The sequence below is a fragment of the Phyllobacterium sp. T2-21 genome (assembly GCF_055378485.1).
On the sequence record NZ_AP027912.1, the window covers coordinates 3,081,962 to 3,094,712 of the forward strand.

The following is a 12,751-nucleotide window of genomic DNA, read 5'->3' on the forward strand; positions in this document are numbered from 1 at the left end:
CACCTGCGGCAGGCCGGAAACTTGCCAAAGTCACAATTTTGCTCGCCTTCGCCTCGCGCTCATCTTGACCAGTACAGATGCACACTGTTGACTGGCACAATCGGGAAACAAACGTCCAACCGCAACAGATTCGCTTTCGAGACCAGAAGACCATGATCATCAAATGCCCCTATTGCGGCCCGCGCGACGTCATCGAATTCACCTATCAGGGCGACGCGACACGCCAGCGCCCGGACCTGGCCTCATCCGATCAGGCCGCATGGAACGCCTATGTCTATGAGCGGGCCAATCCCATGGGCGCGCACCGTGAGTTCTGGCTGCACAGCGGCGGCTGCCGCCAGCATCTGATCGTCACGCGCGACATGGCGACCCATGTCATTTCGTCCGTGGGCTTTGCCCGGGATGCCGTTGCCGCCGTGAAAGGCGGTGATCGCCCATGACCGCGTCACGGCTCCCCAAGGGTGGACGGATCGACCGCGCCAGGACGGTGCGGTTCACCTTCGACGGCAAGGCCTATAGCGGCCATCCCGGCGACACGCTGGCCTCGGCCCTCCTCGCCAATGGCGTGACGCTGTTCGGCCGCTCGTTCAAATATCACCGGCCGCGCGGCGTCTTTGCTGCGGGCAGCGACGAGCCCAACGCGCTCGTCACCGTTCTCAACGGCGATGTGCGCGAACCCAATGTGCGCGCAACGGAATTGGAAATCCATGACGGCCTCGTCACCGAAAGTCAGAACCGCTTTCCCTCGCTCGAACACGATGTCATGGCCATCAACCAGCTGGCCGGTCCGATATTGTCGGCGGGCTTCTACTACAAGACCTTCATGGGCCCGGCCATCGGCCCGCTGCGCAGCACCAAGGTCTGGATGTTCTTCGAAAAATTCATCCGCCGCGCCGCCGGTCTCGGCAGGGCGGGCATTGCCGCCGATCCCGACCATTACGAGCGCATGAACGCTTTCTGCGACGTGCTGGTGGTGGGCACCGGCCCGGCCGGACTATTGGCTGCGGAAGCTGCTGCGGAAACCGGCGCGCAGGTGATCATCGCCGAGGAACGGCCGGTTGCCGGCGGCGCGCTGCTCGCATCGGCGGAACTGATCGACGGGCGCAATGCCGCCGTCTGGGCGCGGGAAAAGGCGGCAGCGCTCGCGGGCCGCGCCAATGTGCGTTTTCTCACCCGGACCTCCGTCTGGGGCTATTATGACGGCAATGTCCTGACCGCCATCGAGCATGTCTCGGATTTCAAGCCGAACCGCACCAAGGGGCAGCCGCGCCAGCGCCATTGGGTCATCCGCACCGGCAAGACCATTCTGGCAACGGGTGCGTTCGAGCGCCCGATCGTCTTTCCCGGCAATGACTGCCCCGGCGTCATGCTGGCCGATGCGGTCAGGCGCTATGCGGTCGAATATGGTGTGGCTGCGGGAACCCATGTGACGCTGTTCACCAACAATGACAGCGCCTATGAGGCAGCCCGCGCCATGGCGCAGGCGGGCGTCAATATCGTTGCCATCGTCGATGTGCGCGCGGACGTATCCGGCGCCTGCATCGAGATTGCCTCGGCGGCGGGGGCAGAACTGGTTCTCGGCCATGCCGTCACCGGCACCCATGCGGGCAAGACGCTCAGCTCCATCACCGTGCAGCATTTCAATGCGCAGACCGGCCATGTCTCCGGCGCGGCGCGGGAAATCAAGACCGATTGCCTCGGCGTATCCGGCGGCTGGTCCCCGGCGATCCATCTCGCCAGCCAGGCGGGCGGCAAGCCGGAGTGGGACGAGGATTTGCAGGCCTTCCTGCCGCCGGAGGCCAACCAGAACTGGGTGACGGCGGGATCCGCGGCGGGATACATGGATACGGTCAGCGTGTTCTCCGATGGCGCGACCAAGGGCACCTCCTCCAAGACCAAGCCGAAGCTTCCTGCGGTCGATGCCCCGATGTTCGATGCATCGCCCGCCCCCGTGTTTGAAATCGAGCCCGCGGCCAAATCGCAGAAGGCATTCGTCGATTTCCAGCACGATGTCACTGCGGACGATATCCGCCTCGCCTACCGCGAAGGCTTCCATTCGGTCGAGCACCTGAAGCGCTACACCACGCTCGGCATGGCGACGGATCAGGGCAAGACATCGAATATCCCCGGCCTTGCCATCATGGCCGATGTGCGCGGCATTACCATTCCGGAGGCGGGCACCACCCGCTTCCGCCCGCCCTTCACCCCGGTGTCGTTCGGTGCTATCGCCGGTGAGCGCTATGGCGACCTGCGGCCACACCGGCTGACCCCGATGCATGACTGGCATCTCGCCAACAGCGCCAGGACCTATGAAGCCGGCCTGTGGCACCGCCCGATGATCTATGGCAGCCACGGCGAAACGGTCGAGCAGGCCTATGTGCGTGAAGCGCGCGCGGTGCGCCAGAGCGTCGGGATTGTCGATGTTTCGACCCTCGGCAAGATCGACATTCAGGGTCCTGACGCGGGCGAATTTCTCGACCGTGTCTACACCAACATGTTTTCCACCCTGCCGGTCGGCAAGGCGCGCTACGGCCTGATGCTGCGCGAGGACGGCATTGTCTACGATGACGGCACCACCTGGCGCCTCAGTGAAACACAGTTCCTGATGACGACCACAACGGCCAATGCCGGAAATGTCATGCAGCATCTGGAGTTCTATCTGGATTGCGTCTGGCCGGACCTGCGCGTGCACCTGACCTCGGTCACCGATGTCTGGGCCGGGGCGGCCGTGTCGGGCCCGAAAGCCCGGGCCGTTCTGGAAGCCTGCGTCACGGGAACCGGCGTCGATAATGCAACCCTGCCGTTCATGGGCATCGTGCACGGCTTTATCGGCGATGTGCCGGTCATGATCTGCCGCCTCTCCTTCTCGGGCGAGCTTGCCTATGAAGTCTATTGCGGTGCAGGCTATGGCACGCAGGTCTGGGAAGCGCTGCTTGAAGCGGGCAAGCCTTTTGACATCATGCCCTACGGGTTGGAAGCGCTGGGCACGCTGCGCATCGAAAAGGGCCACGTCACCGGCGCCGAAATCGATGGCCGCACCACCGCGCACGATCTGCATCTCGACTGGATGCTGTCGAAGAAGAAGCCCTATATCGGCTCCGGCATGAAGGACCGCGCGGGATTGAACGATGAAAACCGCCTGTCGCTGGTTGGCCTGATTTCGCTCGACAACCAGTCGATCAATGGCGGCAGCCATATCGTCAGCGATGCGGCGCCGCGTGAACCCGCCGACAGTTTCGGCCATGTCACAGCGGCCTGCTATTCCCCGGCGCTTGGCAAATACATCGCGCTGGCGCTGGTCAAGCACGGCACGTCGATGATCGGCAACCGCGCCTATGCGACGGACCTTCTGCGCGGCAAGCACGGCGCGGTCGAAATCGTCAGTCACCACATGTTTGATCCAGAGGGGAGCCGGATGCATGGCTGAACCACAATCGCCCCTCGGCCACGTCTTTGTTCCGGGTGACCATGGCAATTCCGCCGGGGGTATCGGCCTCGTCCTGACCGAGCGCCGCGACGTTTCCATCGTGCAGGTAACCGCATGGCGCGGGACCATTCCCGCAATCCTGACCGCTATCGGTGATGTGACCGGATTGAATGTCGCGGACAAACCCGGCGCCGGGCGTAGTGCGGGCGAAAAATCCGCCTTCGGTTTCGCGCCCGGACGCTATTTCGTCGTGAGCCCGTCCGCTGATCTGGAAGACCGCCTGCGCAAGGCCATACCGCTGGAAACCGGAACGATCATCGATCTGACCCATGGCCGCACCGCCATCCGCGTCAAGGGCCCGTGGTCGGAATGGGTGCTGTCGAAGCTGTTTGCCATCGATTTTTCCGAACACGGCTTTCCCGTCGGCTTCGGCCGCGCCACGCTGCACCACGATATCCACGCCAATATCCAGCGGATCGACGCGGAGACCTTCGACCTCTACGTGTTCCGCACCTTTGCCCGTTCGTTCTGGCAGACGCTGGGGCATGCGGCGGCGGAAGTCGGCTACCGGGTCGAATGATCTGCTTCCGGCTTGTCGCTTGCTATGACGCGAGCATGCTCTTCGCCGGTTTTCCCGCGATATAGACTTCCGCGATGGTGCGGTCGTCGCCCATGGTCTGCATCAGGAACAGCTCTTCGACGAGTGTTTCCACCGTTTCCATGCGCAGGCGCATGGCCGGGGTGGAGCGGGCATTGAGCACGATGCAGTCCGCCTCCGCGCCCGGCGTGAACGAGCCGATAATGCCCTGCAGCGACAGTGCACGGGCATTGCCCAGTGTCGCCTGATAATATGAGCGCAGCGGGTGATAGCGCTGGCCCTGAATGTTCAGGATCTTGTAGCCCTCATCCAGCGTCCGCAGCATGGAATAGGATGTGCCGCCGCCGATGTCCGTGGCAATCGCATGGCGCACCGGCGGATGGGACGCCTCGAGGCGCGCCAGATTGAACAGGCCGCTGCCGATGAACAGGTTCGAGGTCGGGCAGAAAACCGCGACGGACCCGCTGTTGGCGATGGCGGCAATTTCCGCATCGGTCAGGTGGATGCAATGGCCAAGCAGCGTCTTGGGGCCAAGCAGTCCGTAGTGCTCATAGACCTGCGTATAATCCCGGCTCCATGGAAACAGCTCCGCCACGAAGGCAATTTCGGCGGTGTTTTCACACAGATGCGTCTGCACGTGCAGATCGGGATATTCGCGGGCCAGCGCCCCGCTCATCTCCAGCTGTTCCGGCGTCGATGTCGGCGCGAAGCGCGGCGTGATGGCATAAAGCTGGCGCCCGGTTCCGTGCCATTTGCCGATCAGCTCCTTGCTGTCGTCATAGCCCGACTGGGCCGTGTCGAGAAGACCGGGCGGCGCGTTGCGGTCCATCATCACCTTGCCCGCGATCATGCGCATGTTGCGCCGGTCCGCCTCGCTGAAAAACGCTTCAACCGACGCCTTGTGCACGGTGCAATAGGCGGCGGCCGTGGTGGTGCCATGGCGGATCAGTTCATCGAAGAAGGCCGAGGCGATGCGCTGCGGATGCCCCTGATTGGAGAATTTCTGTTCCTCGACAAACGTGTATTTGTTCAGCCATTCCATCAGTTCGCCCGCATAGGAGGCGACAACCTGCATCTGCGGGTAATGGATGTGGGTATCGATGAAGCCCGGCATGATCAAATGTGGGCGATGGTCGATGACCTCGACATTCCGGCCTTCGCCGGTGCGCAGGCGGGCATAGTCGTCAATGGCCCAGATCTTGCCGTCGCGGATCAGCAGTCCGCCATCCTCGATATAGGTGAAAGCGTCCGGGCTGGCGTCGCCCGCCAGCGGCTCGTCGTGAAACGTCAGCAGACGTCCGCGTAGCAGAAGTTCGGTCATTGCGTGGATTTTCCCGATACCGCAGAACGATACCACGCCACGATCCGGGACCGCTCGGCATCTGTCATCTGCGTCAGGTTTCCCGGTGGCATGGCGTGGCTGGCACCGGCGAACAGATAGACCTGGCTGGCATGAGTCGCAATCAGTTCGTCGGTATCGAGGCGAATTCCCTTGGGCGCGTGCATGATGCCCTCAAAGGACGGCTCCGCCGCATGGCACATGGAACAGCGCCCCATGACCGTGTCGCGCACCTCCTGAAAGTTCTGCGCGGCGAGAAAGGGCGCGGCGGCGCTCGAGACTTTTTCCGGTCCCTGCAGGATCTTCGGCACGGTCGACAGCCAGATGATGACGATGAACAGCACGACCGAGGCCAGCCATGTCCAGTGCGGATTGCCGGTTCCGGCATGTTTCGAGTTGAAATAGTGGCGGATGAGCACACCGATGATGAAAATCAGCGCGGCGATGACCCAGTTGAATTCCGTCGAGCTTGCCAGGGGATAGTGATTGGACAGCATCAGGAAAATGACGGGCAGCGTCAGGTAGTTGTTGTGGGTCGAGCGCTGCTTGGCCTGCTTGCCGAGCTTCGGATCGGGCGTCTTGCCGGCAATCAGATCGGCAACGACCTTCTTCTGGTTCGGAATGATCAAAAGGAACACGTTGCCGGACATGATCGTGGCGGTGAATGCGCCAAGATGCAGGAAGGCGGCGCGGCCGGTGAACAGATGCGTATAGCCCCACGCCATGACGACGATGACCGCATAGAGAATGAGCATCAGCGCCGTGTCATTGTTTGCCAGCGGCGACTTGCACAGGAGATCGTAGATCAGCCAGCCGAGGCCGATCGACGCCAGCGAGATCAGGATGGCGACCGGTGTCGAGACGTCAAGAACATTGCGGTCGATGAGATAAAGGTCGGCGCCGGCGTAGTAGACGATGCACAGAAGCGCAAAGCCGGAGAGCCATGTGGCATAGGACTCCCATTTGAACCAGATCAGATGTTCCGGCATGTGCGGCGGCGCGACCATGTATTTCTGGATGTGATAGAAGCCGCCGCCATGCACCTGCCACTCCTCGCCGTTCACCCCCTGCGGCAGGCCCTGATGGCGGCGCAGCCCCAGATCAAGCGCGATGAAATAGAAGGATGAGCCGATCCAGGCGATTGCAGTGATCACATGCAACCAGCGGGCGGCAAAGCTGAGCCATTCCCAGAAAATAAGGTAATCCATCGGGGCCTCATGCAAAGCATCACAATGCGTGTGTTCGCGGCCCGATGCAAGGTGATGGCTGCAAGATCAATGCGTGGTTCGACAGGCTCACCATGAGGGAGGTTGGGGATTGCAGGGAACACCATTCTGCAACGTCCAGGACGGCGTTGCAGCCCACCCAGTTCCCTCATGGTGAGCCTGTCGAACCACGCACCCCAAATCATGCAATGCTGCCATCTATTTGGAATCGTGAAAGATAATCCCGAGTGTATGGCGCTGGCCGCTGCGCACGCGGCTCACACCATGGCGCATATTGACCCGGTAATAGCCGCGCGATCCCTTGACGGGGCGCTGACTGACCGGAAAGACCACGCCGTCGCCCTGCCGCAGCGGCACCACCTCCGCCCGCGACTGCATGCGCGGACGCTGCTCGGTCAGGACAAATTCGCCGCCGGTGAAATCCGCCCCTGGCTCTTTCAGCAGAAACGCCACCTGCAGCGGGAACACGTGAATACCGTAAATATCCTGATGCAGGCAGTTGTAATCGCCCGCGCCATATTCCAGCAGCAGCGGCGTCGGCCGGTCCTGCCCGGCGGCATGGCAACGCTCGATGAATGCCGGGTGCGCATCGGGATAGCGGATATCGATGCCCATCTGCCCGTTCCAGCGGTTGGCGATGCGGGCCAGCGGCGGATAGAGCGCTTCACGCAACCTATGGACAATTTCCGGGAGCGGATAGGAGAAATACTTGTACTCTCCCTGCCCGAAGCCGTGCCGCGCCATGACGATGCGCTTGCGGAAAATCGTATCGTCGGGATAGCTATCCGCCAGCATCCGGCATTCGGTCCGCGACAGGACATTGCGCAGGATGGTGCAGCCGAAAGCCTCCATCTCCGTTTGTGCGGCGGTCCAATCGATCAGGCTCATATCTGGCATTGCGGCATCCTTACTCACGCAGAAAGTCCTGCACAGGAGACCGCAGTTATAGCCGATCAACCACCCGTTTCCTGCACAGGGCACGATGAAAGGGCCTGCGCTTCACAAAAACGACGGTTTTTTTGTCCATGAGGCCGGGCACACGACGATTTTAAGTGACTCGGCTTGCCGGACTTCATAAATAGAGTCGCAACGGGGTCTGACAGACCGCGAACGGGAACTGTTGGAAACGCATATGGGCTTGAACAGAAATGGCAAATCAGAAAGGCGTGGATCCGCTCCGCTGCTGATTTCTATCTTCTGGCTCATTGCCACCCTGGGGGCCGTCTATATCGCCGCTCCCGAAACGGACCTGCGCAACAACCGGGCCAGCGCGCCGGTGCGCGACGATGCCCGCCTCGCCCATGAGAGCGACAATCGCTCCGCCCCCGTGCAGAATTCCATGCGCATCGCTGCGCTCGAAGCGCTGCACCTGAAAATCAAGAGCGGCGTGCGCGCGGATACGAATTCCCATGACGGCATCGTTCCGGACGGGATTTCCCTGATTCTGGCCGGCGCACAGCCAGCCACACCCTCCGAAACCGGTTCAAGCCTGGCGCTTGACCGGATCAGCGTTTTCAGCGCCCGGGCTCCCCCCGCCGCGCTTGCCTGAGGCAATCCGTTGCTCGGCAACGGTTCCAACGCAACACCATCGGCAGCCGCCCGGAACAGACGCGACCATTTCCCGGCAGCCTCGCCGCAATTCATGACGGAACACTGATATGCGCACTTCGAAATGGGTTCTTGGAACCTATATTTTCATCATTATTGCGGGCATCATCCTCGCACTGCCCAATATTTTCACCAAGGCACAGCTCGATGCCTTGCCCAACTGGCTGCCCAAGAAGCAGATTTCGCTTGGTCTCGATCTTCGCGGCGGTTCCTATCTCGTTCTCGAAGTGGACGCCGCAGCCCTGAAGAAGGACCGCGTCCGCGCCATGCTGGACGATGCGCGCAACAAGCTGCGCACCGAACGCATTCAGGCGCAGTCAGTCCGCATCGCCGGTGATTCCGTCATCGTGACCATTGCCGACCAGGCACAGCGCGACCGCGCCGTGACGGTTCTGAAGGAACTGACGGCCCAGGTTGCGCAGGTCGGCTTCGCCGCCCCGGTCAGCGATATCGACATCACCTCAGCCGACAACACGATCCGTCTCACCCTGACGGATGCGGGCATGAAGGACAGGCTCGACAACGCCCTGCAGCAGAGCCTTGAAATCGTCCGCCGCCGCGTCGATCAGGTCGGCGTGGCCGAACCCTCGATCCAGCGCGTCGGTTCCGACCGTATCGTCGTCCAGCTTCCCGGCCTGCAGGATCCGTCCCAGCTGCGCGCGCTGCTCGGCAGCACGGCCAAGATGACGTTCCACATGGTCGCCGACCGCAATTTCGGCGATACGCCGCCGCCCGGCATTTCCATCCTGCCGGATGCCAAGAATCCAGGCCAGACCTATCCCGTCGAGGACCGCGTTGCGCTCAGCGGTGAACGCCTGACCGATGCCCGCGCCGCCTTCGACCCGCAGACCAACCAGCCGATCATCTCGTTCCGCTTCGACAATGTCGGTGCGCGTCAGTTTGCCGAAATCACCAGCCAGAATGTCGGCCGTCCCTTCGCCATCGTTCTCGACGGCAAGGTGCTGACCGCGCCGGTCATCCAGGTGCCGATCACCGGCGGTTCCGGCCAGATCACCGGCAATTTCACGGTGCAGGATACGGTGACAACCGCCGCCCTGCTGCGCGCCGGTGCCCTGCCCGCGCCATTGACGGTCATCGAAGAACGCACGGTCGGTCCTGATCTCGGCGGCGACGTCATCAAGATGGGCATCCTGACCGGTCTTGTCGGCTTCGCCCTCGTCGTCGGCTTCATCTTCGTGCTCTACGGCACGTGGGGCTTCATCGCCAACCTGGCGCTGGCGCTCAATGTCATCCTGACATTCGGTGTCCTCAGCCTCATCGGCGCCACGCTCACCCTGCCCGGCATCGCCGCCATCATCCTCGGCATCGGCTTTGCGGTGGATGCGAACATTCTCATCAACGAACGTATCCGCGAAGAAGCCCGCAAGGGCATCGGCGCCATGGCCGCCGTCGACCGCGGCTTCAAGCACGCCTACGCCACCATCGTCGATGCGAACGTCACGCACCTGATTTCCACGCTGCTGCTGTTCCTGTTTGGCACCGGCCCGATCCGCGGCTTCGCGGTCACCATGGTCATCGGCACGCTGATTTCCATGTTCACCGCCGTGACCGTCGTGCGCATCGTCATGACGGCCATCGTCCGCCGCCGCAAGATGAAGACCATCCACATCGAGCACGTGGTCAAGCTGGTTCCGGAGACCACGAAAATCTCCTTCATGAACGCGCGTTTCTTCGGTATCGGCGTCTCGATCTTCCTGTCGATCGCCTCGGTGATCCTGTTCATCCATCCCGGCCTCAACTACGGCATCGACTTCAAGGGCGGCATCCAGGTTGCCGTCACCACGTCGAAACCGGCCGATCTCGCCACCATGCGCAGTTCGCTGGAAGCACTCGGCCTCGGAGAGGTCGTGCTGCAGCAGGCCGGCGGCGACAATCAGGTCCTGATTCGCGTCCAGCGCCAGGATGGCGGCGAAGAAGCCCAGACGGCTGCCGTGACCAAAGTCAAGGCCGCGGTCGAACAGCTCGATGCCGGCGTGAAGATCGAAAGCTCGGAAGTCGTCGGACCGAAGGTCAGCCAGGAACTGGCGCGCTCGGGTGTCCTGGCGGTCATCCTCGCCAGTATCGCCATGCTGCTCTATATCTGGTGGCGGTTCGAGTGGCACTTCGCCCTCGGCGCGATTGCGACGCTCATTCTCGACACGACGAAGACGGTCGGCTTCTTCGCCCTGATGGGGCTGGACTTCAACCTCACCGCCATCGCCGCGCTTCTGACGATGATCGGTTACTCCGTCAACGACAAGGTGGTGGTCTATGACCGCATGCGCGAGAACCTGCGCATTCACAAGAAGATGCCGCTGCGCCAGATCATCGACATGAGTATCAACCAGACGCTGGCCCGTTGTATCTACACCTCCGTCACCATCTTCCTTGCCATGCTGCCCATGGCAATCTGGGGTGGCAAGGCCGTGGAAAACTTCGCGCTGCCGATGCTTTTCGGTGTCGTGATCGCCACGAGTTCGTCGATCTTCATCGCCGCGCCAATCCTGCTGCTTCTGGGAACCTGGTGGGAAAAGAACCACCAGCACCGCATCGGATCGAGCGAGACACCGGCCGTGAAGAGCTGAGCCGAGCCTGATCTGAGCTCTCCAGGCTAAATATCTGCGGCGTATGAAAAAAATTGCATTTCATGCGCCGCAGAACGACAAAAGTTGTTTGCAAGACATCATGTGTACGCAATACTGAGGCAGTCATTAGCTGTTCGCAGTTTGATTTCATTATTTTTCATCACGACCCTGGGGGAGACACCGACATATGCCTCATGAAACGCCGCTGATTGCGACAATCGTTGTGGGCCTTGTGGTGGCCTTCATCTTCGGTGCGATTGCCAACCGTCTGCGCGTTCCTCCCCTTGTCGGTTACCTGCTTGCCGGTGTCCTTGCCGGCTCCCATACCCCCGGTTTTGTCGCCGATCAGGAACTGGCGGCCGAGCTTGCCGAGATCGGCGTCATTCTGCTGATGTTCGGCGTCGGGCTGCATTTCTCCCTGAAGGATCTGCTGTCGGTCCGCGCCATCGCCATTCCCGGTGCCATCGTCCAGATCGTCGTGGCAACCCTGCTCGGCGCCGGGCTTGCCTGGATTCTCGGCTGGAGCATGCAGGCGGGATTTGTCTTCGGTCTCGCTTTGTCCGTTGCCAGTACCGTCGTGCTTTTGCGCGCCATGCAGGAACGCCGCCTGATCGAGACGGAACGCGGGCGCATCGCCGTCGGCTGGCTGATCGTCGAAGACCTGGCCATGGTTCTGGCACTGGTGCTGCTGCCGGCCATTGCCGATGCCGTCAACGGCAAGAACCCGGCGGTCGAGGCCGCTGCCCATATCGCCAGCGACCCCATCGTCGCCTATTTCAATCTCGGCATCGGCGGCATCATCGGGCTGACGCTCGGGAAGGTTGCCGCCTTCGTCGCCGTGATGCTGATCGTCGGCCGCCGTGTCATCCCGTGGACACTGCATGCCATTGCCCATACCGGCTCGCGCGAACTGTTCCGCCTCGCCGTGCTGGCCATTGCGCTGGGCGTGGCTTTCGGCGCGTCGAAACTGTTCGGCGTATCGCTGGCGCTCGGCGCCTTCTTCGCCGGCATGATCATGAGCGAATCCGAACTCAGCCACCGGGCGGCGGAGGAATCCCTGCCGCTGCGCGATGCTTTCGCCGTGCTGTTCTTCGTCTCCGTCGGCATGCTGTTCGACCCGATGACCATCATCAACGATCCGCTGCCGCTTCTGGCAACGCTTGCGATCATCGTGGTGGGCAAGTCGCTGGCAGCCTTCTTCATCGTGCTGGCGTTCGGCTATCCCACCGGGACCGCCCTGATCATTTCGGCCAGTCTGGCGCAGATCGGCGAATTCTCGTTCATTCTGGCGGAGCTGGGTGTCGGGCTCGGCATGCTGCCGCAGGAAGGGCGCGATCTCATTCTCGGCGGCGCCATCCTGTCGATCCTGCTCAATCCGGTCGTCTTTGCCGGGGTGGGATATCTGAAACCGTGGCTGGAAAAACGCTCCGCCTCGGCAACGGAAGCCAGCCCCGAGACGACGGTCGTCGAGGAACCCGACGTGGAAGAGCTGCAGCCGACCACCCTCACCAACCACGCGGTGCTGATCGGTTACGGCCGTGTCGGCAGCCTGGTGGGCGATGCGCTGAAGGAAGTCGGCAAGCCGTTTCTGGTGATCGAAGATGCCGACAAGACCGTGGCAAAGCTGCGCGATGACGATGTGGAAACCATCGTCGGCAATGCCGCCAATGGCGATGTGCTGGCCGCGGCCAACCTTGCCGAAGCCCGGCAGCTGATCATCGCCATTCCGAATGCCTTCGAAGCCGGGCAGATCGTCGTCAAGGCGCGTGCCGCCAACCCGGCCATCAGCATCCTGGCGCGGGCGCATTCGGACGCCGAGGTGCAGCATCTGCAGGATCTGGGTGCCGACGCGGTGATCATGGGCGAGCGGGAAATTGCCCGGGGGATTGTCGCGCATATTCTCGATCTCGACAAACCGAAGCCGGAGGAGCCCTTATCGGCATAACCAAGGAAAAAACGGGGTTCGCG

The 12,751-nt window shown here is 62.0% G+C and carries 9 protein-coding genes; 6 read left to right on the plus strand and 3 right to left on the minus strand.

Annotated elements, in window-relative coordinates:
* Positions 1-152 precede the first annotated feature (152 nt).
* The 3 genes from ACZ5FP_RS15440 to ACZ5FP_RS15450 are packed head-to-tail and all read left to right on the plus strand — an operon-like array spanning position 153 to position 4,007.
* Entirely contained in the window at positions 153-440 is a 288-nt protein-coding gene (locus ACZ5FP_RS15440) for a sarcosine oxidase subunit delta (RefSeq protein ID WP_464661178.1), read from the plus strand.
* Positions 437-3,427 carry a sarcosine oxidase subunit alpha family protein gene (locus tag ACZ5FP_RS15445; protein ID WP_464661179.1) on the plus strand — a complete coding sequence of 997 codons (2,991 nt, stop codon included), beginning with the start codon at positions 437-439 and terminating at the stop codon, positions 3,425-3,427. Before ACZ5FP_RS15440 ends, ACZ5FP_RS15445 begins: the two co-directional genes overlap by 4 nt.
* Positions 3,420-4,007, plus strand: a complete 588-nt coding sequence (locus ACZ5FP_RS15450) for a sarcosine oxidase subunit gamma (RefSeq protein ID WP_464661180.1) — start codon at positions 3,420-3,422, stop codon at positions 4,005-4,007. The genes ACZ5FP_RS15445 and ACZ5FP_RS15450 overlap by 8 nt, the downstream gene beginning before the upstream one ends.
* Positions 4,008-4,029: 22 nt before the next feature.
* On the opposite strand, the gene guaD is transcribed toward ACZ5FP_RS15450, so the two are convergent.
* The 3 genes from guaD to ACZ5FP_RS15465 form a co-directional block, all read right to left on the minus strand.
* The gene (guaD, locus tag ACZ5FP_RS15455) at positions 4,030-5,346 is read right to left on the minus strand and encodes a guanine deaminase (protein WP_464661181.1); all 1,317 of its coding nucleotides are present in this window, start codon (positions 5,344-5,346) and stop codon (positions 4,030-4,032) included.
* Entirely contained in the window at positions 5,343-6,572 is a 1,230-nt protein-coding gene (locus ACZ5FP_RS15460; protein WP_464661182.1) for a urate hydroxylase PuuD, read from the minus strand. The genes guaD and ACZ5FP_RS15460 overlap by 4 nt, the downstream gene beginning before the upstream one ends.
* Positions 6,573-6,788: 216 nt before the next feature.
* On the minus strand, positions 6,789-7,442 hold the full coding sequence (locus ACZ5FP_RS15465; RefSeq protein ID WP_464663306.1) for a 2OG-Fe(II) oxygenase: 654 nt from the start codon (positions 7,440-7,442) through the stop codon (positions 6,789-6,791).
* Positions 7,443-7,722: 280 nt separating this feature from the next.
* Here ACZ5FP_RS15465 and ACZ5FP_RS15470 point away from each other — a divergent pair, with 280 nt between their 5' ends.
* The 3 genes from ACZ5FP_RS15470 to ybaL all read left to right on the plus strand — a co-directional run bounded on the left by ACZ5FP_RS15470 (position 7,723) and on the right by ybaL (position 12,728).
* On the plus strand, positions 7,723-8,139 hold the full coding sequence (locus tag ACZ5FP_RS15470; RefSeq protein ID WP_464661183.1) for a hypothetical protein: 417 nt from the start codon (positions 7,723-7,725) through the stop codon (positions 8,137-8,139).
* Between the two features lie 109 nt (positions 8,140-8,248).
* Positions 8,249-10,783, plus strand: coding sequence for a protein translocase subunit SecD (gene secD, locus ACZ5FP_RS15475; protein WP_223612805.1), 2,535 nt, complete (start codon positions 8,249-8,251; stop codon positions 10,781-10,783).
* Positions 10,784-10,970: 187 nt separating this feature from the next.
* Positions 10,971-12,728: a YbaL family putative K(+) efflux transporter gene (gene ybaL, locus ACZ5FP_RS15480; RefSeq protein WP_223612804.1), complete on the plus strand. Its 1,758-nt coding sequence runs from the start codon at positions 10,971-10,973 to the stop codon at positions 12,726-12,728.
* Positions 12,729-12,751: the final 23 nt, after the last annotated feature.

Excerpts from the sequence above, each read along its gene's own strand:
- ACZ5FP_RS15440 (WP_464661178.1), top strand. The coding sequence starts at position 153 with ATGATCATCAAATGCCCCTATTGCGGCCCGCGCGACGTCATCGAATTC.
- ACZ5FP_RS15445 (WP_464661179.1), top strand. The coding sequence starts at position 437 with ATGACCGCGTCACGGCTCCCCAAGGGTGGACGGATCGACCGCGCCAGG.
- ACZ5FP_RS15450 (WP_464661180.1), top strand. The coding sequence starts at position 3,420 with ATGGCTGAACCACAATCGCCCCTCGGCCACGTCTTTGTTCCGGGTGAC.
- guaD (WP_464661181.1), bottom strand. The coding sequence starts at position 5,346 with ATGACCGAACTTCTGCTACGCGGACGTCTGCTGACGTTTCACGACGAG.
- ACZ5FP_RS15460 (WP_464661182.1), bottom strand. The coding sequence starts at position 6,572 with ATGGATTACCTTATTTTCTGGGAATGGCTCAGCTTTGCCGCCCGCTGG.
- ACZ5FP_RS15465 (WP_464663306.1), bottom strand. The coding sequence starts at position 7,442 with ATGGAGGCTTTCGGCTGCACCATCCTGCGCAATGTCCTGTCGCGGACC.
- ACZ5FP_RS15470 (WP_464661183.1), top strand. The coding sequence starts at position 7,723 with ATGGGCTTGAACAGAAATGGCAAATCAGAAAGGCGTGGATCCGCTCCG.
- secD (WP_223612805.1), top strand. The coding sequence starts at position 8,249 with ATGCGCACTTCGAAATGGGTTCTTGGAACCTATATTTTCATCATTATT.
- ybaL (WP_223612804.1), top strand. The coding sequence starts at position 10,971 with ATGCCTCATGAAACGCCGCTGATTGCGACAATCGTTGTGGGCCTTGTG.